Raw genomic sequence first — 25,842 nt, forward strand, 5'->3', positions numbered from 1 at the left:
CGGAGCGGGCGCCGCTTATGCCAGGTGGCGCAACGGATGCGCATGCGCCGGCCACACCGGCTCGAAGAAGCGCGCCACCATCTCCGGCGTGACGGCATCCAGCGCGGGCGGGTTCCACTTCGGCGCATTGTCCTTGTCGATCACCAGCGCGCGCACGCCTTCCAGCACTTCGCCGTGTTCGAAGTTGCGGCGCACCAGCGAGCGCTCCATGCGCAGGCAGGCGGCCACGTCCATCGTGGCGCCGCGCACCAGCATCTCGCGCGTCACGCACATCATCAGCGGCGAGCGCTGGCGCATCGCGGCCAGGGCCTTCTGCGCGAATGGGGTGTCATCGCCCTCCAGCGAGACCATCACGGCCTGTACCGAGTCGGCGCCAAAGTGCCTGTCGACCAGCGCGCGTTGCGCTTCGAGTTCGCTGGCGCCGGCCTGCTGCGCGAACGGCGCGGCGAAGGCGCGGATCGCATCGGCCAGCTGCTTGCCCGGCGTCGCAGCGATCAGCGCATGCAGTGCCGGCAGTTCGGCGCCCGGCACGAACACGTCGGCCAGGCCGACGTAGAGCGCATCGGCGGCGCCGATGGTCAGCCCCGTCAGTCCCAGATGCATGCCGAGCGCGCCCGGCGCATGCGACAGGAAGTGGCTGCCGCCGACGTCCGGGAACAGGCCGATGTTCACCTCGGGCATGGCCATCTTCGTGCGTTCGGTCACGATGCGCAGGCCGGTCTCGGGCCCGCCCTGGGCGATACCCATGCCGCCGCCCATGACCACGCCGTCCATCAACGAGATATAGGGTTTCGGATAGAAGTGGATCAGGTGGTTCAGCGCGTATTCTTCGGTAAAGAAGTCTTCCAGCAGGGCACTGCCTCCAGTGGGCGTAGCGCGCCCGGCCTGGTGGAAGAAGCGGATGTCGCCGCCTGCGCACAGGGCTTTCTCGCTGCTGCTCTTGATAACGACGGCGTCGACGTTCGAATCGTCGCGCCAGGCCAGCAGGGTCTCCGTCAGTGCGCGCACCATCTCCAGCGACAGCGAGTTCAGGGCCTTGGGACGGTCGAGGGTAATGATGCCGGTGCCGCTGGCAACGCGGGTCTGCACGTATTCGCTCATGTTCTTTTATTTATTGAAATGGAAAACGGCATTGTAGCGCGGCCCGGAAAACGAAAAGGGCGCCAGATGCGCCCTTCCTTGCTTGTGCTGCGCCAGCGGAAGGATCACGCTGTAGCGGCAGCTTCTCCTCCATCGTTGGGTATGCGCTTGAGCGGTGTACTACTGTGATCCTGCAGCATCTGCTTGTACTTCTGCACCTGCCGGTCGAGCCGGTCCATCAGCATGTCGATCGCGGCGTACAAGTCGTGCGCGGCGCTGGCGACGTGAACGATCTTGCCGGCGAGGCGCAAGTTGATCTCGGCCTTCTGGCGTTTTTCTTTCTCGGTGAGATTGTCAATGCAGAGGATGACGTGGGAGTCGATCACTTGATCGAAATGGCGGGTGATGCGTTCGAGCTTGTTCTGTACGTATTCACGGATTGCCGGGGTTACATCGAGATGATGTCCGCTGATAGTGAGATTCATACACACTCCTTTGATGATGCGCTGCCTGTCGTACGCGCATACCACGCACCAGGGCAGCGTTGTTGCAAGAAGCTTGCTGCAAGAGCTTGCTGAAAGAGCTTGCTACAGAGATTTACGGAGGCTGACGGGAGGGATCTTCAGCGCCTCGCGGTATTTCGCTACCGTGCGGCGTGCGATAACCATTCCCTGTTCCCCTAGCATCTCCGCGATCTTGCTGTCGGATAAAGGGTTTTTGGGGTCTTCTGCTCCTGTGAGTTGTACGATGAGAGCCCGGATCGCGGTCGAGGAGGCTTCTCCTCCTGCCTCGGTCGCGACGTGACTCCCGAAAAAGTACTTCAACTCGAACATGCCGTGCGGCGTCAGCATGTATTTCTGAGTTGTGACACGAGAAATTGTGCTCTCGTGTAGACCTAGTGTATCAGCTATCTCACGTAAAACAAGGGGCCGCATGGCAACGGCGCCATGGGAGAAAAAGTTCCGCTGGCGCTCCACGATTGCTTGAGCTACCCGAAGGATAGTATCGAAGCGCTGGCGCATGTTTTTGATGAGCCATTTTGCTTCCTGCAACTGCGCCGCCAGCTGGGATTCCGATTTTCCCTGCTTCATCAAGGTGGCATACAGGCTGTTCACGCGCAGGCGCGGCATCACCTCGGGATTCAGCTGCACGCTCCAGCCGTCCTTCGCGCGGCGCACGATTACGTCCGGCACCACGAAGTCGGAAACGTCGGAAGCGAAGGCCGCGCCCGGATGCGGATTGCAATGGCGGATCACGGCCTGGGCTTCGCGCAGGTCTTCGTCGTCGCAGTCGAGGGCTTTCTTGAGCTTGTTGAATTCGCGCTGCGCGAACCAGGTCAGGTAGCGTTCGACGATGGTCAGCGCCATGCGCCGCGTGACCAGCGGCACGCCCGGCATGCGGCGGATCTGCAGCGCCAGGCATTCGGCGGCGCTGCGCGCGCCCACGCCGGGCGGGTCCATGCTTTGCACCAGCGCCAGCGCGGTGCGCAACTCCTCGAATTCCACTTCGAGTTCGGCCGGGAGGCGCGCATGCAGCTCGTCCAGGGTTTCTTCGAGGTAGCCGTTGTCGTCGAGGGTGTCGACGACGATCTCGACCAGCGCGCAATCGCGCGGCGACATGCAGGTCAGGCGTACCTGCTCCATCAAGTGTTCGCGCAGCGAGACCGGGCTGGCTTCCAGCTGCGGGCGGCCGTCCTCTTCCTCGCCGCCGCTGCCGCTGCCGGAACGGCCAGAATCGCCCCAGTCCATGTCGTGCTCGGCGCCGCCGGCATCGCCGTTGTCGCTGTCGCCGCCTTCGGCTTCGGCGCCACCGCCGCCATTGCCCTCCTCGCCCTGGCTGGACGAGGGCGGCGAGTCGGGCGTGGTGGAGGTCGACGCGCCGTTGTTGATCGCGCCGTCGGCCAGCAGGCGCACCGAGTGGTCGAGCGGATCGTCGAGGCGTTCGAGCAGCGGGTTGTCGCTGAGGACCTGTTCAATCTCCTGGTGCAGCTCGAGAGTGGACAGCTGCAGCAGCCGGATCGACTGCTGGAGTTGCGGTGTCAGCGCAAGGTGCTGTGAGGTCTTGAGTTGCAGCGTCTGTTTCATGACTACATCCGGAAATGTTCACCCAGGTAGACGCGGCGAACCGATTCATTGGCGATGATGTCGTCCGGGCGTCCCGACGCCAGCACCGCGCCCTGGTTGATGATGTAGGCACGGTCGCAGATGCCGAGCGTCTCGCGCACGTTGTGGTCGGTTATCAGGACGCCGATGCCGCGCTCCTTCAGGAAGCGCACGATGCGCTGGATCTCGATCACCGCGATCGGATCGACGCCGGCAAACGGCTCGTCCAGCAGCACGAAGCGCGGGTTGGTGGCGAGGGCGCGCGCAATCTCCACGCGGCGCCGTTCGCCGCCCGACAGCGACAGCGCCGGGTTCTCGCGCAGCTTCTCGATCTGCAGCTCGGCCAGCAGCTCGTTGAGGCGCTCCTCGATGCGGTTCTTGCCCAGCGGCTTGCCGTCCTCGCGCTGCAGTTCCAGCACGGCGCGGATGTTCTCCTCCACCGTCAGCTTGCGGAACACCGAGGCTTCCTGCGGCAGGTAGGACAGGCCCAGCATGGCGCGCCGGTGGATCGGCAGGCTGGTGATGTCGGTGCCGTTGATGACAATGGCGCCGGCGTCGGCCGGCACCAGGCCCACGATCATGTAGAACGAGGTCGTCTTGCCGGCGCCGTTCGGGCCGAGCAGGCCCACCACCTCGCCGCAGGCGACCTGCAGCGAAACGTCGCGCACCACCAGGCGCTTGCCGTAGCTTTTCTGCAGCCCCTTGGCCACCAGGGTGCTGCCGCCGCTCGCGATGGCGGCGGCGTCTGCGTGTACATCCATCATTGCTTTCCTGCTTCCGGTTGCCCGGCCGACGCAGTGCGGCGCGGATAAAAAGTAAAACTGGCGCGGGCCTTGCCGGGCCTGTCGACGCCGCTCGGGTCGTTCAGGTTCAGCAGGACTTCCTTGCGCGCATCGTAGGCGATGAATTCGCCGCCCATTTCACGCATCACGTTGCTGCCTTCCAGCTGCCTGATGGCGGCGTTCGAACTGAACTTGACGACCTCGGTGCGCTCGTCGTACTCGATGCGCTCGGCCTGGCCTTCGTCCCACTGCTCGGGGCCGCTGTCGCGCTTCTGGCGGAACGACGCCGGCTTGCCGGGCGCCGCGACCAGGACGATGGTCTTGTAACCGTCCGGCGCTTCCTTGATCTCGGCACGCTCGGCCTTCAGCAGCATGGTGCCGCGGGTGGCGGTCACGCCGCCGGTCAGGACCACGGTTTGCGTGACCTGGTCCAGGGTCCCGTTGCCCCCGACCACCTTCAGCGGCTTGAGCGCATCCGCCCGCTCCGCCTGCGCCAGCGGCGCCAGCAACAGCGCGGCAGCGGCAAGGACGGCCTTCATTTACTGCTTCCCTGCCGGCGCCGCCGGCGTGGTCGCGGGAGCCGCCGCCGGCGCGGTACGGCGCGGCGCGATGATGATGGTGCCGCGTCCGCCGCCCGGCTTGCTTTCGCCGCTGGTGTCGTTGAACACGTTGGCCTGCTCGGTGCGGTTGTCGTAGGAGATGAACGGGCCGTTCACCTCGCTGGTCATGCGCTTGCCCTCGAGCTGCTTGACGACCGCGTTCGAGAACAGCTTGACCAGCTCGGTGCGCTCGTCGTATTCGATGCGCTGGGCCTGGCCTTCGACCCACAGGTCGGGGCCGCCGTCACGCTTCTGGCGGAAGGTCGCGGGCTGGCCCGGCGCGGCGGTCAGGGTCACCGCCATATAGCCTTCCGGCGATTCCGTGAGCACGGCCTTGTCGGCCTTGATCGTCAGGGTGCCGCGGGTCAGCACGACGTTGCCGGTGAAGGTGCGGGTCTGGGTGACCTCGTCGATGTGCGCGTTGTTGAAATCGATCTTGGCCTGCTTGAGAGAATCCGCACGCTCCGCCGAGGCGGTCAGGCTTGCCAGCGACAGCGCGGCGACAGCGAGTATTTTTTTCATTGTTTTCCTTTCGGCGGGAAGATGAGTTCTCCGCGGCCGCCCAGCGTCACCTGCTGTGTGGCGTTGTTGGCGACCATGCCGACGCCGGTGACCGAGGCGGCGCCGAGCGTCATCTGGATCGGCTTGTCGGTCTTCGAGATTTCCTCGTCCGGCAGCACGGTCAGCGCCTCGGTGCGGATGCGCATCGGCTTCGAGGTGGCGTTGCCGGGACGCGAGATGTCGACATTGCCGATCAGGTCGATCTGGTTCTGGTCCTGGTTGACGTTGGCGGTGTTCGCCGTCATCGTCATGTGCGGCCGGTCGGTGCTCATGCTCTGCACGACCGGCTTGTCGATCACCGAGGTGTTGTTGGCCGGGCGGTGGGTCAGGCGCTCGCCCGAGATCACGTAGCGCGGCTGGCCGGCTTCCGACATCCGCACGAAGCTGAAGTTGTCGATGATGTAGTCCGGATCGTCGCCCACGTCGACGCGGTGCGCTTCGCCTTCGCCGCGCATCACCTGCACCAGCCAGAAGCTGCCGAAGGCGAAGAACACGGCCGCCAGCATCAATGCCAGCAGACGCCAGCGGTGCGCGGTGCGCTTGTTGACGTAGGTCGTGGTCGCCATGGCTTGCGAAGGATTATCCAAAGTACGGTGCCAATGCCTGTTCGTAGGTTCCCTGGGCGCGCATCACCATGTCGCAGACTTCGCGCACGGCGCCGCGTCCGCCCGCATTCTTCGTCACGTAGTGGGCGCGGTACTGCACTTCCGGATGGCCGCTCGGCACCGTGACGGCAAAGCCGACGCGGGTGAACAGCGGCAGGTCGATCACGTCGTCGCCGATGTAGCCGCACTGCTCGGCCGTCACGCCGGTCTTTTCCAGCAGCTCGGCAAAGGCCAGGCGCTTGTCGTGCTGGCCCTGGAACACGTGGGTGATCCCGAGGTCGGCGGCGCGCTTGACCACGATCGGCGAATTGCGCGCGCTGATGATGGCGGTCTGCACGCCGGTGCGGTTCAGCAGCTGGATGCCGAGGCCGTCCAGCACGAAGAAGGTCTTGGTGATCTCGCCGTTGGCGTCATAGGTCAGGCTGCCGTCGGTGAGGACACCGTCGACGTCGAAGATCATGACCTTCACGCGCGCGGCACGCTGCAGATGTTCCAGCTGGGTCACCATCAGATCACCTTGGCGCGGGTCAGGTCGTGGATGTGGAGGGCGCCGACCAGCATGCCGTCGGCGTCGGTCACCAGCATCTGGTTGATGCGGAATTCCTCCATCACGGCAACGGCGTCGACCGCCAGCTGCTCGGGATGGATGCGGCGCGGATTCGCGTGCATGACGTCCTGGATCGTCAGCCTGCTGAAGTCATGGGTCTTCTCGAACAGGCGGCGCAGGTCGCCGTCGGTGAACACGCCGACCGGGCGGCCGGCGTCGTCGACGATGGCGGTCATGCCCATGCCCTTCTGCGAGATTTCCAGCAGGGCCTCGGTCAGCGGAGCATTCGGCTTCACTTTCGGCACCGCGTCGCCGCTGCGCATCACGTCGCGCACGTGGGTCAGCAGCTTGCGGCCGAGGGCGCCGCCCGGGTGCGACAGGGCGAAGTCTTCCGACTTGAAGCCGCGCAGCTCCAGCAGCGCGACGGCGAGGGCATCGCCCAGCGCCAGGGTGACGGTGGTGGACGCGGTCGGCGCCAGGTTCAGCGGGCAGGCTTCCTTGTCGACCGAGACGTCGAGGTGGACGTCGGCAACCTGGGCCAGGCGCGAGCCCGGCTTGCCGGTCATGGCGATCACGGGCACGCGCATGCGCTTGACGGCCGGAATCACGACCGCCAGCTCGGCGCTTTCGCCGGAATACGAGATCGCGACCAGCACGTCCTGCGGCGTGACCATGCCGAGGTCGCCGTGGGCGGCTTCGGCCGGGTGCAGGAACAGGGCCGGGGTGCCGGTCGAGGCCAGGGTCGCGGCGATCTTGCGGCCAATGTGACCCGACTTGCCGATGCCCGAGACGACCACGCGGCCCTTGCAGGCCAGCATCAGGGCCACAGCTTGCGCAACGGCAGGCTTCAGGCTGTCGTCCTGGCCGAGACGCGCGCTCAGCTTGCGGATCGCTTCGCCTTCGATGTCCAGGGTCTCGCGCGCCAGCTCCAGAGCGCGCTTTGCCTGGGCCTCGTCAAAACTTGTCAACATTATTTTTTCATCGGTTACACTCATGGTGGAAGTATATCCGAATTGCGAAAGCAAAAAACTTGCCAGACGTAACAGAGCGCACATATTTACGGGATCGTGACCACACCCCAGCATGACATCAGGCCTTGAATTAACTCTTCTGCTGCTGGGCAGCGCCGTTCTTGGCGTGGTTGCGTTCCGGATGCTCCACCTCCCCCCGATGCTGGGTTACCTGGCCGTCGGCGTCCTGATCGGCCCCCACGCCCTGCAACTGGCCGACAACGGTCCCAGCACCCATGCCCTGGCCGAATTCGGCGTGGTGTTCCTGATGTTCTCGATCGGCCTCGAATTCTCGCTGGCCCAGCTCAAGGCGATGCGGCGCATCGTGTTCGGGCTCGGGCTGGCCCAGGTCTCGCTGACCATCCTGATCACGGTGCTGGCCTCGCTGCTGGCCCCGCGCCTGCCGGCGCCGTTCAACACCGGCTGGCAGGCCGCGCTGGCGCTCGGCGGCGCGCTGGCGATGTCCTCCACCGCGATCGTCTCCAAGCTGCTGACCGAACGCCTCGAGCTCGAGAGCGAGCATGGGCGGCGCATCATCGGGATCCTGCTGTTCCAGGATCTGGCCGTGGTGCCGCTGCTGATCCTGATTCCCTCGCTGGCGCGGCCGGCCGAGGAACTGGCGATGAACCTGGCCTGGGCCGCGCTGAAGGCCGCCGCCGTGCTGGCCCTGCTGCTGTTCTTCGGCCAGAAGCTGATGCGCAAATGGTTCACCATCGTCGCCAAGCGCCGCTCGCAGGAACTGTTCATGCTGAACCTGCTGCTGGTGACGCTGGGCGCGGCCTGGATCACCGAGCGCGCCGGCCTCTCCCTGGCCCTCGGGGCTTTCGTGGCCGGCATGCTGATCTCCGAGACCCAGTATAAGCACCAGGTGGAAGAGGACATCAAGCCCTTCCGCGACGTGCTGCTCGGCCTGTTCTTCATCAGCATCGGCATGCTGCTCAACCTCGAGCTGGTGCTGGCCAACTGGTGGCTGGTGCTGGCCATGCTGGCGATTCCGGTGCTGCTCAAGTTCGCCCTGATCGGGGCGCTGGCCAAGGCCTTCGGCTCCTCCGACGGGGTGGCGATGCGCACCGGCCTGGCCCTGGCCCAGGCCGGCGAATTCGGCTTCGTGCTGCTGAACCTGGCCTCCGGCTCGAAGCTGATCGATCCCTTCCTGATCCAGCTGGTGCTGGCGGCGATGGTGCTGTCGATGCTGCTGGCCCCCTTCATGATCGCCAACAGCGACAAGATCGTGATGAAGATGGCGTCCAACGAATGGATGCTGCAGTCGCTGCAGCTGACCCAGATCGCCAGCCGCACGATGGCGGCGCAGAAGCACGTGATCATCGCCGGTTTCGGCCGCAGCGGGCAGAGCCTGGCTACTCTCTTGTCGGAGGAAAAGCTGCCCTGGTATGCGCTCGACCTCGATCCCGAGCGGGTCCAGGAAGCGCGCGCGGCCGGCGCCAACGTCTCCTACGGCGACTGCTCGCGGCGCGAATCGCTGATCGCGGCCGGCATCAACCGCGCCAGCGCGCTGGTGATCACCTTCGCCGATACGCGCCTGGCGCTCAAGGTGCTGCACCTGGTGCACGAACTGGCGCCCAAGCTGCCGGTGATCGTGCGCGCCCACGACGACACCGAATTCGACGTCCTCAAGCGCGCCGGCGCCACCGAGGTGGTGCCGGAGGCGCTGGAATCGAGCCTGATGCTGGCCTCGCACGCGCTGGTGGTGATGGGGGTGCCGCTGCGGCGCGTGGTGCACCGCGTGCAGGCCGCGCGCGACGAACGCTATTCCTCGCTGCGCGGCTTTTTCCACGGCGCCAGCGACGTCAGCGACGATCCGGAGCACAGCTACGTGCGCCTGCACTCGGTGGTGCTGGCCGAGGATGCCGGCGCGGTCGGCCGCTGCATCGGCGACCTGGGCTTCGACGAAGTCGGCGCCGAGGTGACGGCGGTCCGGCGCGGCAACCAGCGGATCGAGCCCGAAGACGATACCGAGCTGCGCGCCGGCGACGTGGTGGTGCTGCGCGGGACCGGGACGGCGGTCAACCGCGCCGAGGGCCGGCTTTTACGGTAGAGTGGGCTCGCCGAGCCCGCCCTACGCGGCGCTGACTACCTGATTGCGGCCGTTCTGCTTGGCCTGATACAGCGCCTGGTCGGCTTGCGCCACCAGCGCCGAGGCCACGTCCTCGATGGGATCGTCGCCCTCGGCATCGTCCAGCGCCGCCACGCCGATCGACACCGTCACCGGCAAGGCCTCCCCTTCCGCCAGCAGGAAATCCTGGCCGGCCACGCCGGCGCGGATCCGCTGCGCCACCAGCTTCGCGCTCTCGAGGTCGGCGTCGATCAGCAGCACCACGAATTCCTCGCCGCCGAAGCGGCCCAGCGTGTCGGACATGCGCAGCTCGTCCTTGATGCGCGACGCCACTTCGCGCAGCACGTCGTCGCCGGCCTGGTGGCCGTGGGTGTCGTTGACCTGCTTGAAGTGGTCGACGTCGATGTACATACAGGCGATGCTGTAGCCCTGGCGGCGCGCACGGCCGACCTCCTCGGCCAGGCGGCGGTCCATGTAGCGGCGGTTGTAGACGCCCGTCAGCGCATCGGTCAGGCCGATGTACTTCAGCATCTCGTTGCTGATCACGTTCTCCAGGCAGATGGCGATGATCGACCCCATGTGCTCGACGAAGTCGGTGCCCAGCAGCGGCGTGAAGCGGCTCGGGTCGCGGCTGCCCAGGTTCAGGCAGCCGATCAGGCGCTTGTTGCGCAGCAGCGGCACCAGCGCGACGCTGGCCAGGCCGGCCGGCGGATGGGGGAAGGCGCTCGCGTGGCTGACCGGGTGGTAGGGCACCAGCCGCGGCCGCGGCGGATGGCCGGGCTCGAAGTCGAAGCCCAGCTCTTCGGGATGTTCGTGGAACAGCAGGTTGGGCAGGCTGTCGAAGTCCACGCCCAGCTTGTGCATCACGGTAAAGATGTCGGCGCCGCTGTCGACCAGCGACAAGGTCACGATGTCGAGGCTGGACACGATCGGCAGCTGGCGGAAGATGGTGGCGACCAGCTCCTGGAAGCTACCCGCGCCCACGAGCTCGAGATCGAAGGCCTGGTGGCGCATCATGATCGCGTGGTTGCTCTCGGCCTGGTCGATCAGGCTGGCGAGCTGCCTGCGCAGCGCGGCGTTCTCGGCCATCAGTTCGCGCACACTGGCGCCCTGCTGCTCGTGCATGGACATTCCTTTCCGCAATTAGCCCTAACATTACGCCAACTCGGCCGTATTGCAAATGGGCGCCACGAAAACGTTGTCAGAATGCGAGTTCGGCCGTCAAGTCCTGGTTCACGCGCAGCACGCTGCCGGCGCCTGCGGAAACGATGCAGTTCATGCCAAAACAGATCCCGCCGTCGAGTTTCGGATTGGCGCGGTAGGTCTGCAGGATGTCGAGCGGATCGGGGCCGGGCACGCCGGTGCCCTGGTCGATCGACGGAATCGGGCAGCGCGCGCAGGGTTTCACCGGACGGATCTCGGCCGCGCCGGTGCTGAGGAAGGCCGTGTAGTCCTCTTCGTAGGCTTCCAGTCCCGCCACCACCAGGTTGGGCCGGAAGCGGTCCATCGGCAGGGCCGCGCGTCCGGCCGCGCGCAGGCGGAGGTTCAGGTCGTCGAGCGAGGACTGGCCGATCAGCAGCAGCGGATAGCCGTCGGCGAAGCGGGTCTGCGAAGGCAGGCCGCCGGTCCACTTGACGCTGGTCGGGCGCACCACGTCCTGGCGGAAGCGCACCAGGCGCAGGTGTTCGCGCGCGCCGAGGGCTTCGGTGAACCAGCCGGCGGCGACGTCGCCGCAGTCGGCCGCGCGGACGGCGTCGTCCCAGATCTGCACGTGGCGGACAGGTTCGTCATGCCAGGCGAGCGGCAGCAGCAGGTCGCCCATGCCGGGGCTGCTCACGCGCAGGTTGCCGCCGTCGGGACGCGGCCGGATCAGCGCCATGCGCGGGAATTCGCGCTGGGTCAGGAACTGGCCGGACTCCGTGACCAGCATCCATTCGCGGTCGTGCACGCCATGCGCGGCGAGGCCGGTTTCGAGGAGAGTGGCTTCCCGCACCGACATGCCGGCGCAGGATTTGATCGGGTAGAGGAGCAGCTGGGACAGGGTGGGCATTGCGGCGCTTGAATCGACTTCAGGGCCGCATAGTATCGCACCAAAGCCTGCCGGCTTCAGGACTTTTGCCGGAATGCCGACGCCAGGACCGGGCCGTCGAAGCCGGGTGCATCGCTGCCGTAGAGGGCGTAACGGTACAGCACGGCGGAATAGATGCCGGTCAGCGTGGCGTGCATCAGCACGCAGCCCAAGAAGGCCAGCAGGACGATGGCGGCGAACACGCCCACCGCCACCGGCCCGGCGGCAAGCTTCGCCAACAGCATGGCCAGCACGACGGCGCCGGCCAGCAGGCAGAGGTACAGCAGGCTGAAGGCGACGTTCAGGCCGACCTGGCCGGCCACGTTCTCGCCCCAGCTCCGCTTGAGCAGGGCCGTGCTCTCGGAGATCGAATCGAGCGCGCCGCGGTCGCTGGTGGCGATCACCGGCACGACCAGGAAGGTGGCGACCGCCCAGCCGGCGCCGAGCAGGCCGGCGATGAGGCGGCCGATGAAGCCGACCCGCTCCTGGATGGCGCGCAGGATCACGCCGATGGTGGCGGAAATGACCGCATAGCCGAAGATCGTGCCGATGCGGCTGTTGGCGATGCGCAGGCCGTCGCCCAGGGTCGGGCTGCCGCCTTCGAGCCGCATCACGACCGCGCCCACCAGCGCCGTGTTGAAGTAGAAGATGACGAAGTACTGGACCACGTAGAACAGGAAGGCCGTCGAATACAGGCCGCCCTTGCTGATGCCGTCGATCGAGTCCAGGCCGAGCAGCGGCAGCGCGAAGGCGAGCAGCACCAGGAACAGGGCGAGGCCGGAAATGATGGGGAACAGCATCAGGTGCTTGTCCTGCCTGAGCACCTGGGCGCTGGCGCCGACGAGGCGGAAACTGCGGCTGAGACGGTCGAACATGGTTTTTCTCCTCGGTGAGTTAGCGGGCGGGGTAGTCGCGCCACGGGGCCAGCTTCTGCGTTACAAAGGCCAGCCATCGGTCGTCGGGATTCGGCCTGCCGCCGGCCAGCTCGATCTTCTCGAAGCTGCGCCAGGTCGGCTGCAGCCCGAGAAACACGAGATAGGTGTTGCCGACCACGAAACCAGGGCGCAGGACGCAGTCGGAGCCGTTGATGGTGCGGCCTCCGCCACGCTTCCAGAACGCGGGGTCCCAGTGGTTGTTGAAACTGCTGTCCTTGTTGTTGAAGCCTTCGGGGCCGCCGATCACGGTGAATACCTGCCGGCCCGTCCCCCTCAGCTGCTCCAGCGTCTGGAAGCGGTATTCGACCAGGTAATCGCCCAGTGGCGTGGCGCCGATCGCCTGCGCGACAGCCACATCCCCCGCCATCAGGACTTGCTCGTCGGGTGTGACGATCTGTCCGGCCGGCGGTACACGGCATGCCTCGGATGCCGCCGCGTGCAGGGCCAGCAGCGTGAACGCAAGGCTGCGAATGGTCGTCATCTTTTTCATCGTGCGAAGCTTAGCAGGACGGATGGCGCAGAAATGCGCGCATTCTCACGGGCGATACGCACGTTCGATGCGACCACATTGCCATTGTCCCAAAACCCACGTACACTCCGCCCGTCGCCTTTTCATGAGGCGGCAACAACGCTAGGGGTCCTGCGCCATCAACCGCGCGGGTGAGAAATACCCTCCGAACCTGATCTGGATAATGCCAGCGAAGGGAAGCTACAGAGTCCGCGTACGCCCTCGTGCTACGTTTCTTTGCACTCCTCCGCTGGATCGCCGATCTTCAGTGATACAAGGAGTGCACTTGAACGCCGATCCGAAATTCCTGTCCGCCAGCGCCACGGTCGATGCCGCGGCCGTGACGCCTCTTCCCAACTCGCACAAGGTCTACGTGGCCGGCTCGCGCCCCGACATCCGGGTGCCGATGCGCGAGATCCACCAGTCGCCTACACCGGCATCCTTTGGCGCGGAGCCGAATCCGCCGGTCTGGGTCTACGACACCTCAGGGCCCTACACCGACCCCGAGGCGCGCATCGACATCCGCTCCGGCCTGCCCTGCCCGCGCTCCGGATGGATCCGCGAGCGTGGCGACACCGTCGAACTGGCCGGTCCCAGCTCGCGCTATGGCCAGGAGCGCCTGCGCGATCCGAAGCTGGCCGAACTGCGCTTCGACCTGCAGCGCAAACCGCGCCGCTCGGCCGGCGGCCGCAACGTCACCCAGATGCACTATGCGCGCAAGGGGATCGTCACGCCGGAGATGGAATTCGCCGCCATCCGCGAGAACCTGCGGCGCCAGGAATACCTGCGCAGCCTCGAAGCCGCCGGTCCGACCGGGAAGAAAATGGCCGCCCTGCTGGGGCGCCAGCATCCGGGCCAGTCCTTCGGCGCTTCCATTCCCGCCGTGATCACGCCCGAATTCGTGCGCGACGAGATCGCCCGCGGGCGCGCCATCCTGCCGGCCAATATCAACCACCCGGAATCCGAGCCGATGATCATCGGCCGCAACTTCCTCGTGAAGATCAATGCGAATATCGGCAACTCCGCCGTCACCTCTTCCATCGGCGAGGAAGTCGAGAAGATGACCTGGGCGATCCGCTGGGGCGGCGACACGGTGATGGACCTCTCGACCGGCAAGCACATCCACGAGACGCGCGAATGGATCATCCGCAACAGCCCGGTCCCGATCGGCACCGTGCCGCTCTACCAGGCGCTGGAAAAGGTGAACGGCAAGGCCGAGGAACTCACCTGGGAAATCTACCGCGACACCCTGATCGAACAGGCCGAGCAAGGCGTCGACTACTTCACCATCCACGCCGGCGTGCGCCTGCCCTTCATTCCGATGACGGCGGACCGGCTGACCGGCATCGTCTCGCGCGGCGGCTCGATCATGGCCAAGTGGTGCCTGGCCCACCACAAGGAATCCTTCCTCTACACCCGCTTCGAAGAGATCTGCGAGATCATGAAGGCCTACGACGTCGCCTTCAGCCTCGGCGACGGCCTGCGCCCCGGCTCCATCTACGACGCCAACGACGAAGCCCAGCTGGCCGAGCTGCGCACCCTGGGCGAACTCACGCAGCTGGCCTGGAAGCACGACGTGCAGACCATGATCGAGGGACCGGGCCACGTGCCGCTGCACCTGATCAAGGAGAACATGGACCTGCAACTGGAACAGTGCCATGAAGCGCCCTTCTACACCCTCGGCCCGCTGACCACCGACATCGCTCCCGGCTACGACCACATCACCTCGGGCATCGGCGCCGCCAACATCGGCTGGTACGGCACCGCCATGCTGTGCTACGTGACCCCGAAAGAGCACCTGGGCCTGCCCGACAAGGACGACGTCAAGGACGGCATCATCACTTACAAGATCGCGGCGCATGCGGCCGACCTGGCGAAGGGCCACCCGGGCGCGCAGATCCGCGACAACGCCTTGTCGAAGGCGCGCTTCGAATTCCGCTGGGAAGACCAGTTCAACCTCGGCCTCGATCCGGACAAGGCGCGCGCCTTCCACGACGAGACGCTGCCGAAGGACTCCGCCAAGGTGGCCCACTTCTGCTCGATGTGCGGGCCGCATTTCTGCTCGATGAAGATCACCCAGGAAGTGCGCGACTATGCGGCCGGCGGCATGCAGGAGAAGGCGGTCGAGTTCATGCGCAAGGGCGCCGAGCTTTATCTCAAGAACTGAGCACAAGGAGTAGCGATGCTGGAGATAGAACTGAACGGCGCCCCGCACGTACTGCCAGGCGCACCCAGCCTGCACGAACTGGTCGACATGCTCGAGCTGTCCGGCCAGGCGCTGGCAATGGCGGTCAACCACCGCGTGGTGCCGCGCGAGCAGTGGCGCACGACCCTGCTGCAGCCGCGCGACCAGGTGGACGTGGTGCGCGCCATCGGCGGCGGCTGAAACTTTACGGAATCGGAGAACACATGAACCAGACCAAGGACCGGCCGCTCGTCATCGCCGGCAAGGAATACAACTCGCGCCTGCTGGTCGGCAGCGGCAAATACCGCGACCTGGAGCAGACCGCGGCGGCCACCGCGGCCGCGGGCGCCGAGATCATCACGGTGGCGATCCGCCGCGTGAACATCGGCCAGGATCCGCATGCGCCCAACCTGCTCGACGCGGTGCCGCCCTCGCGCTACACCATCCTGCCGAACACCGCCGGCTGCTACACGGCGAAGGATGCCGTGTACACGCTGCAGCTGGCGCGCGAACTGCTGAACGGGCACAAGCTCGTGAAACTCGAAGTGCTGGGTGACGAGAAGACCCTGTTCCCCAACATGCCCGAAACCCTGCGCGCCGCCGAGGAGCTGGTGCGCGACGGCTTCGACGTGATGGTCTACTGCAGCGACGACCCGATCCAGGCGCGCATGCTGGAGGACATCGGCTGTGTGGCGGTGATGCCGCTGGCCTCCCTGATCGGCTCCGGCATGGGCATCCTGAATCCCTGGAACCTCTCGCTCATCATCGAGCAGGCCAAGGTGCCGGTGCTGGTCGATGCCGGCGTCGGCACGGCTTCCGACGCCACGGTGGCGATGGAGCTGGGCTGCGACGGCGTGCTGATGAACAGCGCCATCGCGCTGGCCCAGGACCCGGTGCGCATGGCGCGCGCGATGCGGCTCGCGGTGGAGGCCGGCCGCGAAGCGTATCTGGCGGGCCGGATGCCGCGCCGTTTCGCGGCTTCGCCCTCGTCGCCGATGGCGGGACGGCTCATTGGAGTCAAATGAGATGAAACCCTGCGTGCTGGTGTTTTCCGGTCTCGACCCCTCGGGCGGGGCCGGCATCCAGGCCGACATCGAGGCGATTGCGGCCCAGGGTGCGCATGCGCTGCCCATCGTCACGGCGCTCACGGTGCAGGACAACGAGCGGGTGTTCGAGGTGGCGCCGGTGGACGCCGGCCTGCTGACGCGCCAGGCCGTGCTGCTGGCCGACACCATGCCGATCCGCGCGGTCAAGCTGGGCATTCCGGGCAATCTCGAGAATGCCGAAGCCATCGCCGGCATCGTCCTGTTGCTGCGCGCCCGTCAGCCGGCGCTGCCGGTGGTGCTCGACCCGGTGCTGGCCAGCGGCCACGGCGATGCCCTCGCGCGTGGAAATGCGCTGGCGGCGCTGGCGCCGCTGCTGGCGGTGGCGACGGTTGCCACGCCCAACCTGCCGGAAGCGGCGGCGCTGGCGCTGTCCGGCTGTCCGCACGTCCTCGTCACCGGCGGCCATGACGATGGAGACGAGGTCGTCAACCGCTGGCACAGCCGCGACGGCATGCGCGAATGGCGCTGGCCGCGCCTGCCCGGCGAATTCCACGGCAGCGGCTGCACCCTGGCCTCCAGCCTGGCTGCCCGCCTGGCGCTGGGCGACGCCATGGCCCAGGCCCTCGAGCGCGCCCAGCGCTGCTGCAACCAGTCGCTGGCGGATTCCTATGCGATCGCCCCCGGCCAGCGCATTCCGCGCCGTATCGAACATCGAGGAGCATGAAGTGACAATGAAAACACTGAAAGGACTGTATCTGGTGACGCCCGACTGGATCGATACCGGGCGCCTGCTGGAGGCGACGCAGCGCGCACTGGAAGGCGGCGCCGCGCTGGTCCAGTACCGCAACAAGAAGGCAAGCGAGGCGCTGCGCGAGGAACAGGCGGCCGCCCTGCTCGCCCTGTGCCGCCGGCATGGCGTGCCGCTGGTGATCAACGATCATCTGGAGCTGTGCCTGCGCCTGGATGCCGACGGCGTGCACGTCGGCGGCACCGACGCGCCGGTGGCCGCCGTGCGCGCGGCGCTCGGGCCGGGCAGGATCGTCGGCGCTTCCTGCTATGGCCAGTTTCCGCTGGCTCTGGCGGCGCAGGAGGCGGGCGCCAGCTATGTGGCCTTCGGCGGCTTCTATCCGTCGAAGGTGAAGGTGTACGAGGTGAGCACGCCGCCGGACATCGTCGTCGGCGCCAGGGCGCGGCTGGCGGTGCCGGTGGTGGTGATCGGCGGGATGACGGCGGAGAATGCGCGGCCGCTGGTGGCGCGCGGGGCGGATATGGTGGCGGCGATCAGCAGCGTGTACCTGGCGGAGGATCCGGCTGCGGCTGTGCGGGAGTTCGCGAACCTGTTCATAGGGTGGGCGCGGCCTGCGTAGGCACCCCGTGCCCACCCTGCATTATCAAGCCTTGGCCAGCTTGAACTGGGTCAGCTCGCCGGTCAGGTAACCCACCGCCGCACCGAACTTGTCCTTGTAGTTCGCGCGGATCAGCGGATCCAGCGTGGTCTTCACGTTGGCGTGGATGCCGCCCCAGTCGCCGGCGTGCTGGAAGTTGCTCATGATGTAGGTCCAGCCGTTGATGTCGTCGACCGCGTGCAGGCCGGTCGACTCGCCGCCGGCCGGCACCGACAGCAGGCGCGAGAGCTGCTTGGTGTCGATGTTGTAGGCCCACAGGTAGTTGTTGACGTGCTGGCTGCTGTCCTCGCCGATGAACAGGGTGCGCATCTTTTCCGAGAACTTCAGGTTGTCCGGATTCGCGACCTTGTTCGGGTTGGCGGTATTGCCCAGTGCGTCGGCGGCGATGTCTTCGCCCACCAGCAGGGCCTTGGTGTCGGCCGGCATCCACTCGCTGTTGATGGCGTTGCCCGCGGTATCCTTCTGGCCGCCCTTCAGGCTCAGCATCATGACGGCGCCGGCAACGATCGCTTTCGGGATCGAGACGCCGTTGCCCGGCACGTTCAGTGCATTACCGGCCACCATCGAGCTCTGGCAGTTCTGCAGGGCCGAGTAGGCGATCTTGTCCTTCAGGTTGACGGTCGTGCCTTCCATCTTGGTGAAGCCCATCGAAGCGCCGACCAGCGCGGCGTAGCGGTGGGTCTCGAGGAAGGCGGCGGCCTTTTCCATGCCCGGCTTCAGCTTGAGCCACTCGATGCGGCCGTTGGCGGCAACCTTGGTGTAGCTGGCATCCTGCGGATCGCTGCTCTTGACGTCCATGATGTCGGTCGGCTTGAGCGAGGCGGCCAGCGAGCGGATCTCGTCGCTGGTGGCGGAACCCAGCTTGATCCAGCTGAGCGGCGCGGCGGCGGCGGCCGGATCCAGCGAGAAGCCGGCGCCCACCTTGGCCACGTACAGGGTGCCCGAGGACAGGTCTTTTTCCTTGTCGGCGACGAACACGAAGTAGCCGCTGTTGGTGGCGTCGTCGCCCATGATCACGGTGCGGTTGTCGCCCAGCACCTGCACCAGCTCGTGCGAGATACGGCCCATGCAGTAATGCTTCCTGATGCTGCCGGTGCCGTCGGCATTGACGGTCACTTCCGGCAGGTGGCCGTAGTTGTAGGGGTTGGCGCGGGTCTCGTCGCCGTACAGGTTCTTGCTGAAGCCCTTGAACTGGGCATCGGTGGCGGCGGTGAAGGCGTTCGGCTCGTACTCCTCGCTCGACAGGTGGGTGCCCCAGGGCGACAGGCTGGCGCCGCAGGTGATCCACAGGCCGTTCACGCCCGAGGTGTCGACGTTGTGGTATTTCACCAGGCTCAGCTTGCCATTGGCCGGGTCCTGGTCCAGGGTCAGCACGGCGATCGGCGACGGCAGCTTGCCGTACATGTCGCTGGTGCCGTCCTGGGCCCAGGTGGTGTATTCGAACTGCACCACGGCGAACACGGTATTGCCCTTCACGCCCGCCACTTTCGCATTCGGGACCGTCAGCAGCGAGGTGCCGTCCGGCGAGTCCGAGAAGAACTGGCGTTCCTTGCCGGCCACGGTGGTGTCGACGATCGGGCGGTTAGCGATGTCGTAGTAGCCGCCGGCCAGGATGGTGCCGCCGCTGCCGTTCGGGACCATGTCGCCGGTGATGAAGAAGGGCTTATACGACAGCTTGAAATCGAGCTTGCTGCTGTCGCTGAAGCTGACCGTCATGGTCGAGGCGACCGAGGTGGTGGCCATCGCGGCGGCATCAAGCAGGGTCGGCGCATTCATCGAGCCGAACGAGACGCTGGACAGGGTCACGGCCGGCGGCGTGGTCTGGCCCGGGGTGGTCGGCGCCGTGGTCACCGGGCCGTCGTCACCGCCACCGCAGCCGGCAAGCATGGCGCCCACGGTGCCGGCGCCGATCGGCAGCATCGGGGTTGCGCCGAGAAGGCGCAGCAGGCGGCGGCGGGACAGGTCGGTATTCGCATTCATACGTCAACACTCCAGGATCAGGTCATTGGGACCGCGCCGATGGCACGGAGAACGCTGGGCAGGATAGTGGAGACGTATGTCAGGAAGATGACGGAAATTTAACGGTTCTGTGACACGCGCAGCCAGGCCGCGTAACAGCGTTTTCCGTTCGCTCTTCAAACTTGTAAGTATTCGCAACAGAAACGCATTTACCATCTGCCGCCAATTTGCAGCGATACCCCTGCCAACTTCACTCATCTTTCCGATCATAAACACATGCATATCTGACTTTTCAGTCATTTATATGCACACGGGTAACAGTTTCTTACCAACTCGACAGTTTTTAAAAAGAAACAAGCTGCTATCGTTTTTCACGCCGCGATGCCCGCTGCATCCCGGCAAAGTGAAAACCAAAACAAAAGGAAGAACGATGAAAAAGACGATTTTCGCAGTGCTCGCAGGGTTCCTCGCCATGGGCGCCGCCCAGGCCCAGTCCACCGCCAATGACGCGCCGCGCACCTACCTGGGCATCGGCGTGGGCGCCGTCAAGGATTCCATCACCGGCGACCACAAGCGCAGCACCACGATCTTCGGCGGCTACGAGTTCGACCAGAACTGGGCCGTCGAGGGCGGCTACAGCTACCTGGGCAAGAGCGGCTTCTATGTGCCGCTGGAGAACGATATTTACCACGTCGGCGTGAAGAGCCAGAGCTTCTACGCGGCCGCCAAATACACCTTCCCGCTGACCGAGCGCACCGCGATGTACGGCAAGCTCGGCCTGGCCCATACCGAGGCCAAGTACTCGAGCCCGTTCAAGGGATGGAACTTCAAGGACAACACCAACGGCGTGTATGCCGCGGTGGGCGTGCAGACCAGATTGACCGAGAACGTGTCCCTGTTCGCCGAATACGAGCGTAACGGCAAGCAGCTGCGCAACGGCGCGGACAACAAGGTCTTCAGCGCCGGCGTGAAGTACGGTTTCTAAGCCGCCGCGACATTCAGCGCGTCGAGGGAGGCGACCAGGTCCGTAAAGCGCTGGCCCTGCACCGCCACATGGCTACGCAGCAGGTCGGCCGCCTTCTGGCCGTCACCCTCGATGATCGCATTCACCACCGCATCGTGCTCGCTGAACGAGTGCTTCATGCGGTCGCGCACCCTGAGCTGCAGGCGCCGGTAAGGACGGAGCCGGCGCGACAGGGCGCCCGCCTGTTCCGCCAGAAAATGGTTGTGGCTGCCCGCAAAGATCGTCTGGTGGAACACCTCGTTGCGGTAGTAGTACTCGTCCGGGTCGCGCGCCTCGTAGGCGCTGCTGCAGGCCCGGTGCGCTTCCAGCAGCTTGCCGTGCTCGGCGGCCGACATGCGCCGCGCCGCCAGGCGTGCGCACATGGCTTCCAGCTCGGCCATCACCTCGAACATCTCCACGATCTGATGCGGCGACACCGTCGCCACCACCGCCCCGCGGCGCGGACGGATCTGCACCAGTCCCGCCGACGCCAGCTGGATCAGGGCTTCGCGGATCGGGGTACGCGACGCCCCGAATTCGGTGGCCAGTTCCGTCTCATCCAGATGCTGTCCGGGGAGTAATTTCCCGGTGGCGATCTTCTCTTCAATCTGTTCGCGTAGCCGATCAGAGAGCTTTTTCATGGTGCTGCTTCCCGCTCAAAAAAATCATAGTAACCCGATTGACATTGTATTTTTTCTACGTCATCTTGTATACACAAACAAAAAACTTGCATGCACCAGCATGTGTTCCCGTGAAGAGAACTGAGGAGATAGACATGGTATCAATCAAGCGACGCAGCACCCTGGGCGCCCTGGCACTCGGCATGAGCATGGTCCTGGCCGCATTGCCGGCATCGGCCCAGAACACGGTCATCAAGATTTCGCACCAGTTCCCCGGCGGGACCATCGACAAGGGCGATTTCCGTGACCGCCTGGTGCGCATGTTTGCCGCCGAGGTCGAAAAACGCACCAAGGGCAGCGTCAAGTTCGAGATCTACCCCGGCTCGTCGCTGATGAAGACCAATGCCCAGTTCTCCGCGATGCGCAAGGGCGCGCTCGACATGTCGCTGGTGCCGCTGTCGTACGCCGGCGGCGAGGTCCCCGAGACCAATATCGGCCTGATGCCCGGCCTGGTGACCTCCTACGAGCAGAGCGCCGCATGGAAAAATGCCGCGGTCGGCAAGGAACTCACGAAGATCCTCGCCGACAAGGGCGTGGTGATGGTCAGCTGGATCTGGCAGGCCGGCGGCATGGCATCGCGCGGCAAGCCGATCGTCGAGCCGGAAGACGCGAAGGGCATGAAGATCCGCGGCGGCTCGCGCGAGATGGACCTGATCCTGAAGGAAGCCGGCGCCGCCGTCGTGACCCTGCCGTCGAACGAAATCTATGCCGGCATGCAGACCGGCGCCATGGATGCGGCACTGACCTCCTCGACCTCGCTGATCTCGTTCCGCCTGGAAGAAGTATCGAAGGCGCTCACCACCGGCCGCGGCAAGTCCTACTGGTTCATGCTGGAGCCGCTGATGATGTCGAAGGCCGCCTTCGACCGCCTGAGCAAGGAACAGCAGGCCGTCATCCTGCAGGTCGGCGCCGAAATGGAAGCCTTCGCGCTGAAGGCCGCCAAGGAAGACGATGAAGAAGTGGCCAAGGTGTTCGCCAAGGCCGGCGCCAAGACCGTCGACCTGAGCGACGCCACCGTCAAGAAATGGCAGGACATCGCCCGCCGTACCGCCTGGAAGGACTTCGCCGCCAAGAACCCCAACACCGCCAAGCTGCTGCAGCTCGCCGAACAGGTGAAGTGATGAGTGCCCACGGTTACGAGGCCCAGGCGCCGCAAGCACCTGCGCTGCCCTCGCACCGCGGGGTGGCCACCCTGGCGGTGTTCCTCAACAGGGTCAACCACCTGCTGCTGGTGATCTCCATGCTTGCCATGATCCTCACCGCGCTGGTGCTGAGCTACTCGGTGGTGATGCGCTACTTCTTCAAGGTCGCCACCGACTGGCAGGACGAGGCCGCGGTCTTCATGCTGGTCGGCGCCACTTTCTTCTGCGCCGCCTACGTGCAGTCCTTCCGCGGTCACATCGGCATCGAAGCGCTGGCCGGCCTGCTGCCGGCGAGGGTGAACCGGGTCCGCCTGATCCTGGTGGACCTGCTGTCCTTCCTGTTCTGCGCCTTCTTTTCCTGGAAATCGTGGACCCTGTTCCACGAAGCCCTGGTCGAAGGCCAGACCACCTCGTCGACCTTGGCGCCGCCGCTGTGGATCCCGTACTCGCTGATGGCGTTCGGGATGACCTTGCTGACGCTGCAGATCCTGGTCCAGCTGATCGGCCGCCTCACCGAAAAGGAATAAACCCATGAGCGCACTTTCCCTCGGCGTCGGCTACGCCGCCGCCACGCTCGTCGTCATGTTTTCGGGCATGCCGATCGCCTTCGCGCTGGGCGCGGTCGCCACCGTGTTCATGTATTTCTTCATGCCGGCTTCCTCGCTCGACACGATCACCCAGAACGTGTACGAGGAAATGGCATCGATCACGCTGCTGTCGATCCCGCTCTTCATCATGAAGGGCGCGGCGATCGGCAAGTCGCCGGCCGGGCGCGACCTGTACTCGGCCATCCACGCCTGGCTGAACAAGGTGCCCGGCGGCCTCGGCATCGCCAACGTGTTCGCCTGCGCGCTGTTCGCCGCCATGGCCGGCTCCTCGCCCGCCACCTGCTCGGCGATCGGCTCGGCCGGCATTCCGGAAATGCGCAAGCGCGGCTATTCGCCCGGTTTCGCGGCCGGCATCATCGCCGCCGGCGGCACCCTCGGGATCCTGCTGCCGCCGTCGATCACGATGATCCTGTACGCGGTGGCCGCCGAGCAGTCGCTGGGCCGCCTGTTCCTGGCCGGTATCGGCCCCGGCCTGATGCTGGTCCTGCTGTTCGCCGGCTATGCCGTGCACCGGGCGCGCAAGGAATACCGCCTGGCCCATGAGCTCTACCAGCGCGGCGGCGAGAAGTCGGCCTACCTGGACGCCCACACCTACACGCTGGCGGAAAAGGTCGAGATGCTGCCGCGCGTGCTGCCCTTCCTGGTGCTGCTGACCGGCGTGATGATCGCGCTGTACGGCGGCTATGCGACGCCGTCGGAAACCGCCGGCCTGGGCGCCCTGCTGGCCATCGTGCTGATGGCCGTCGTGTACGGCATCTGGCGGCCGAAGGAACTCGGGCCGATCCTGAGTTCGACGATCAAGGAGTCGACCATGCTCCTCATGATCATCGGCATGTCCCTGCTCTACTCCTACGTGATGAGCTACCTGCACATCAGCCAGTCGGCGGCGCAGTGGGTGGTCGGGCTGCACCTGTCGAAATGGGTGCTGTTGTCGGTGATCCTGCTGATGGTGATCGTGTTCGGCTTCTTCCTGCCGCCGGTATCGATCATCCTGATGACCGCGCCCATCATCCTGCCGCCGCTGCGCGAAGCCGGCTTCGACCTGATCTGGTTCGGCGTGGTGATGACCATCGTGATGGAGATGGGCCTGATCCACCCGCCGGTGGGCCTGAACATCTTCGTCATCAAGAACATCGCGCCCGACATCCCGCTGTCCGACGTGATCTGGGGTGTGATGCCCTTCGTGGTGCTGATGTTCGTGGCGGTGATCCTGCTGTGCGTGTTCCCGCAGATCTCGACCACCCTGCCCGACATGATCATGGGAGCGCGCTAGATGGGTAACAAGGAAAGAAGCTGGGACCGCCAGCGCGCCAACCGCGAGCGGCGCCTGGCGCGCGCGCGCGGGCAGCTGGGCGCCGGCCTGCAAGGCAAGATCGTCGACACCGGCCTGGCGCGCGAACTGCTGCACCAGCTGATCGAATGCGGCGACCGCGTCTGCCTGGAAGGGAACAACCAGAAGCAGGCCGACTTCCTGGCCAGGACCCTGGCCGCGCTCGACCCCGGCCGCGTCAATAACTTGCACATGCTGCAGTCGGTGCTGGCCCTGCCCGAGCACCTGGACGTGTTCGACAAGGGCATCGCCGCGCGCGTCGACTTCTCGTTTTCCGGACCGCAGGCCGGCCGCCTCGCCAAGCTGGTTTCAAACGGGAAGATCAACATCGGCGCGATCCATACCTACCTGGAGCTGTTCGGCCGCTACTTCATCGACCTGACGCCGCAGGTGGCGCTGGTGGCGGCCCAGGCGGCCGACCGCCACGGCAACCTGTACACCGGCCCGAACACCGAGGACACGCCGGCCATCGTCGAAGCCACCGCCTTCAAGAGCGGCATCGTGATCGCCCAGGTGAACGAGATCGTCGACGTGCTGCCGCGCGTCGACATCCCGGCCGACTGGGTCGACTTCGCGGTGGCGGCGCCGACCCCGCACTACATCGAGCCGCTGTTCACGCGCGACCCGGCATTGATCTCCGAGATCCAGGTCCTGATGGCGATGATGGCCATCAAGGGCATCTATGCCGAGTACCAGGTCGAGCGCCTGAACCACGGCATCGGCTTCGACACCGCCGCCATCGAACTGCTGCTGCCGACCTATGCGGCCTCGCTGGGCCTGAAGGGCAAGATCGGCCGCAACTGGGCGCTGAACCCGCACCCGGCCCTGATTCCCGCGATCGAGGCCGGCTTCGTCGAGACCGTGCACTCCTTCGGCTCCGAGCTCGGCATGGAAGACTATGTGCGCTCGCGTCCCGACGTGTTCTTCGTCGGCCCGGACGGCAGCATGCGCAGCAACCGCGCCTTCTCCCAGGTGGCCGGTCACTACGCCTGCGACATGTTCATCGGCTCGACCCTGCAGATCGACCTGCAGGGCAACTCGTCGACGGCGACCCTGGGCCGCATCTCCGGCTTCGGCGGCGCGCCGAACATGGGTGCCGACGCGCGCGGCCGCCGTCACGCCAGCCCGGCCTGGCTGAAGGCCGGCGAACAGGCGCGGCGCGGCACGCCAGCCATCCCGCGTGGCCGAAAGCTGGTGGTGCAGATGGTCGAGACCTTCCGCGAGCACATGCAGCCGGCCTTCGTCGAAACCCTCGATGCCTGGCAGTTGGCCGAGCAGGCCAGGATGGCGATCCCGCCGGTGATGATCTACGGCGACGACGTCACCCACATCCTGACAGAAGAAGGCATCGCCAACCTGCTGCTGTGCCGTACCGACGAGGAGCGCGAACAGGCGATCCGCGGCGTGGCCGGCTACACGCCGGTCGGGCTGGCGCGCGACCGGCGCATGGTGGAAAACCTGCGCGACCGCGGCATCGTCCAGCGTCCCGAGGACCTCGGCATCGACAAGCGGCTCGCCACGCGCGACCTGCTGGCGGCCAGGAACATGAAGGACCTGGTGCGGGCATCCCACGGCCTGTACAAGCCGCCCAAACAGTTCAGGAACTGGTAAT

The 25,842-nt window shown here is 65.8% G+C and carries 26 protein-coding genes and 1 riboswitch; of the genes, 11 read left to right on the forward strand and 15 right to left on the reverse strand.

The features are described from left to right. Positions 1-15: 15 nt before the first annotated feature. The 9 genes from AC1DOP_RS15050 to AC1DOP_RS15090 all read right to left on the reverse strand — a co-directional run bounded on the left by AC1DOP_RS15050 (position 16) and on the right by AC1DOP_RS15090 (position 7,271). Positions 16-1,101, reverse strand: a complete 1,086-nt coding sequence (locus AC1DOP_RS15050) for an enoyl-CoA hydratase/isomerase family protein (RefSeq protein WP_477252019.1) — start codon at positions 1,099-1,101, stop codon at positions 16-18. Positions 1,102-1,205: 104 nt separating this feature from the next. Further along, positions 1,206-1,565, reverse strand: a complete 360-nt coding sequence (gene hpf, locus AC1DOP_RS15055; RefSeq protein WP_441934933.1) for a ribosome hibernation-promoting factor, HPF/YfiA family — start codon at positions 1,563-1,565, stop codon at positions 1,206-1,208. 102 nt (positions 1,566-1,667) lie between these two features. Then, on the reverse strand, positions 1,668-3,164 hold the full coding sequence (locus tag AC1DOP_RS15060; RefSeq protein WP_441934932.1) for an RNA polymerase factor sigma-54: 1,497 nt from the start codon (positions 3,162-3,164) through the stop codon (positions 1,668-1,670). 2 nt (positions 3,165-3,166) lie between these two features. Beyond that, positions 3,167-3,943 carry an LPS export ABC transporter ATP-binding protein gene (lptB, locus tag AC1DOP_RS15065; protein ID WP_441934931.1) on the reverse strand — a complete coding sequence of 259 codons (777 nt, stop codon included), beginning with the start codon at positions 3,941-3,943 and terminating at the stop codon, positions 3,167-3,169. Next, entirely contained in the window at positions 3,943-4,503 is a 561-nt protein-coding gene (lptA, locus tag AC1DOP_RS15070) for a lipopolysaccharide transport periplasmic protein LptA (RefSeq protein WP_441934930.1), read from the reverse strand. Before lptA (AC1DOP_RS15070) ends, lptB begins: the two co-directional genes overlap by 1 nt. After that, positions 4,504-5,085 (reverse strand): lipopolysaccharide transport periplasmic protein LptA, encoded by a 582-nt coding sequence (gene lptA, locus AC1DOP_RS15075; RefSeq protein WP_441934929.1) that lies wholly within the window; start codon positions 5,083-5,085, stop codon positions 4,504-4,506. Next, positions 5,082-5,690, reverse strand: a complete 609-nt coding sequence (gene lptC / locus AC1DOP_RS15080) for an LPS export ABC transporter periplasmic protein LptC (RefSeq protein WP_441934928.1) — start codon at positions 5,688-5,690, stop codon at positions 5,082-5,084. The genes lptA (AC1DOP_RS15075) and lptC overlap by 4 nt, the downstream gene beginning before the upstream one ends. A 13-nt stretch (positions 5,691-5,703) precedes the next feature. Then, the gene (locus AC1DOP_RS15085; RefSeq protein WP_441934927.1) at positions 5,704-6,237 is read right to left on the reverse strand and encodes a KdsC family phosphatase; all 534 of its coding nucleotides are present in this window, start codon (positions 6,235-6,237) and stop codon (positions 5,704-5,706) included. Continuing rightward, complete coding sequence (locus AC1DOP_RS15090) at positions 6,237-7,271, reverse strand: KpsF/GutQ family sugar-phosphate isomerase (protein WP_441934926.1); 1,035 nt, start codon at positions 7,269-7,271, stop codon at positions 6,237-6,239. Before AC1DOP_RS15090 ends, AC1DOP_RS15085 begins: the two co-directional genes overlap by 1 nt. 88 nt (positions 7,272-7,359) lie before the next feature. On the opposite strand from AC1DOP_RS15090, the gene AC1DOP_RS15095 reads away from it, so the two are divergent. Next, positions 7,360-9,342, forward strand: coding sequence for a monovalent cation:proton antiporter family protein (locus tag AC1DOP_RS15095; protein ID WP_441934925.1), 1,983 nt, complete (start codon positions 7,360-7,362; stop codon positions 9,340-9,342). A gap of 21 nt (positions 9,343-9,363) precedes the next feature. Here the strand turns inward: AC1DOP_RS15095 and AC1DOP_RS15100 are convergent, their stop codons facing one another. The 4 genes from AC1DOP_RS15100 to AC1DOP_RS15115 all read right to left on the reverse strand — a co-directional run bounded on the left by AC1DOP_RS15100 (position 9,364) and on the right by AC1DOP_RS15115 (position 12,853). Next, positions 9,364-10,485 (reverse strand): GGDEF domain-containing protein, encoded by a 1,122-nt coding sequence (locus AC1DOP_RS15100; protein WP_441934924.1) that lies wholly within the window; start codon positions 10,483-10,485, stop codon positions 9,364-9,366. A 76-nt stretch (positions 10,486-10,561) separates the two neighbouring features. After that, positions 10,562-11,410 carry an MOSC domain-containing protein gene (locus tag AC1DOP_RS15105; RefSeq protein ID WP_477252025.1) on the reverse strand — a complete coding sequence of 283 codons (849 nt, stop codon included), beginning with the start codon at positions 11,408-11,410 and terminating at the stop codon, positions 10,562-10,564. 56 nt (positions 11,411-11,466) lie between these two features. After that, positions 11,467-12,303 carry a DUF6159 family protein gene (locus AC1DOP_RS15110; protein WP_477252027.1) on the reverse strand — a complete coding sequence of 279 codons (837 nt, stop codon included), beginning with the start codon at positions 12,301-12,303 and terminating at the stop codon, positions 11,467-11,469. A 19-nt stretch (positions 12,304-12,322) separates the two neighbouring features. Beyond that, positions 12,323-12,853, reverse strand: a complete 531-nt coding sequence (locus AC1DOP_RS15115; RefSeq protein ID WP_477252029.1) for a hypothetical protein — start codon at positions 12,851-12,853, stop codon at positions 12,323-12,325. Positions 12,854-12,986: 133 nt separating this feature from the next. Next, positions 12,987-13,087, forward strand: a riboswitch (TPP riboswitch). A 70-nt stretch (positions 13,088-13,157) separates the two neighbouring features. Here AC1DOP_RS15115 and thiC point away from each other — a divergent pair. From thiC to thiE, 5 genes are read left to right on the forward strand one after another with little or no spacing between them, the layout of a single operon-like run. Beyond that, on the forward strand, positions 13,158-15,038 hold the full coding sequence (gene thiC / locus AC1DOP_RS15120; protein ID WP_477252031.1) for a phosphomethylpyrimidine synthase ThiC: 1,881 nt from the start codon (positions 13,158-13,160) through the stop codon (positions 15,036-15,038). Positions 15,039-15,053: 15 nt separating this feature from the next. After that, entirely contained in the window at positions 15,054-15,257 is a 204-nt protein-coding gene (thiS, locus tag AC1DOP_RS15125) for a sulfur carrier protein ThiS (protein WP_477252033.1), read from the forward strand. A gap of 23 nt (positions 15,258-15,280) precedes the next feature. Next, positions 15,281-16,081: a thiazole synthase gene (locus tag AC1DOP_RS15130; RefSeq protein WP_441934918.1), complete on the forward strand. Its 801-nt coding sequence runs from the start codon at positions 15,281-15,283 to the stop codon at positions 16,079-16,081. Between the two features lies 1 nt (position 16,082). Further along, entirely contained in the window at positions 16,083-16,826 is a 744-nt protein-coding gene (gene thiD / locus AC1DOP_RS15135; protein WP_477252036.1) for a bifunctional hydroxymethylpyrimidine kinase/phosphomethylpyrimidine kinase, read from the forward strand. 16 nt (positions 16,827-16,842) lie between these two features. Further along, the gene (gene thiE, locus AC1DOP_RS15140; protein ID WP_441935119.1) at positions 16,843-17,469 is read left to right on the forward strand and encodes a thiamine phosphate synthase; all 627 of its coding nucleotides are present in this window, start codon (positions 16,843-16,845) and stop codon (positions 17,467-17,469) included. 24 nt (positions 17,470-17,493) lie between these two features. On the opposite strand, the gene AC1DOP_RS15145 is transcribed toward thiE, so the two are convergent. Continuing rightward, positions 17,494-19,488 carry a PhoX family protein gene (locus AC1DOP_RS15145; protein ID WP_477252038.1) on the reverse strand — a complete coding sequence of 665 codons (1,995 nt, stop codon included), beginning with the start codon at positions 19,486-19,488 and terminating at the stop codon, positions 17,494-17,496. A gap of 409 nt (positions 19,489-19,897) precedes the next feature. Between AC1DOP_RS15145 and AC1DOP_RS15150 the strand changes: the two genes are divergently transcribed. Next, positions 19,898-20,452, forward strand: coding sequence for a porin family protein (locus tag AC1DOP_RS15150; protein ID WP_477252040.1), 555 nt, complete (start codon positions 19,898-19,900; stop codon positions 20,450-20,452). Here the strand turns inward: AC1DOP_RS15150 and AC1DOP_RS15155 are convergent. After that, entirely contained in the window at positions 20,449-21,111 is a 663-nt protein-coding gene (locus AC1DOP_RS15155) for a GntR family transcriptional regulator (protein ID WP_441934914.1), read from the reverse strand. The two genes, AC1DOP_RS15150 and AC1DOP_RS15155, sit on opposite strands and share 4 nt — an antisense overlap. Before the next feature lie 134 nt (positions 21,112-21,245). Between AC1DOP_RS15155 and AC1DOP_RS15160 the strand changes: the two genes are divergently transcribed. Genes AC1DOP_RS15160 through mdcA form a run of 4 tightly spaced genes read left to right on the forward strand, consistent with a single transcriptional unit; the run spans position 21,246 to position 25,841 of the window. Next, positions 21,246-22,271 carry a TRAP transporter substrate-binding protein gene (locus tag AC1DOP_RS15160; RefSeq protein ID WP_477252043.1) on the forward strand — a complete coding sequence of 342 codons (1,026 nt, stop codon included), beginning with the start codon at positions 21,246-21,248 and terminating at the stop codon, positions 22,269-22,271. Further along, a complete protein-coding gene (locus tag AC1DOP_RS15165; RefSeq protein WP_441934912.1) occupies positions 22,271-22,819 on the forward strand; it encodes a TRAP transporter small permease in 549 nt (182 codons plus the stop codon). Before AC1DOP_RS15160 ends, AC1DOP_RS15165 begins: the two co-directional genes overlap by 1 nt. A gap of 4 nt (positions 22,820-22,823) precedes the next feature. After that, positions 22,824-24,173: a TRAP transporter large permease gene (locus AC1DOP_RS15170; protein WP_441934911.1), complete on the forward strand. Its 1,350-nt coding sequence runs from the start codon at positions 22,824-22,826 to the stop codon at positions 24,171-24,173. Continuing rightward, a complete protein-coding gene (gene mdcA / locus AC1DOP_RS15175) occupies positions 24,174-25,841 on the forward strand; it encodes a malonate decarboxylase subunit alpha (RefSeq protein WP_477252045.1) in 1,668 nt (555 codons plus the stop codon). Position 25,842: the final 1 nt, after the last annotated feature.

Source organism: Massilia sp. 01N410, from assembly GCF_056399665.1.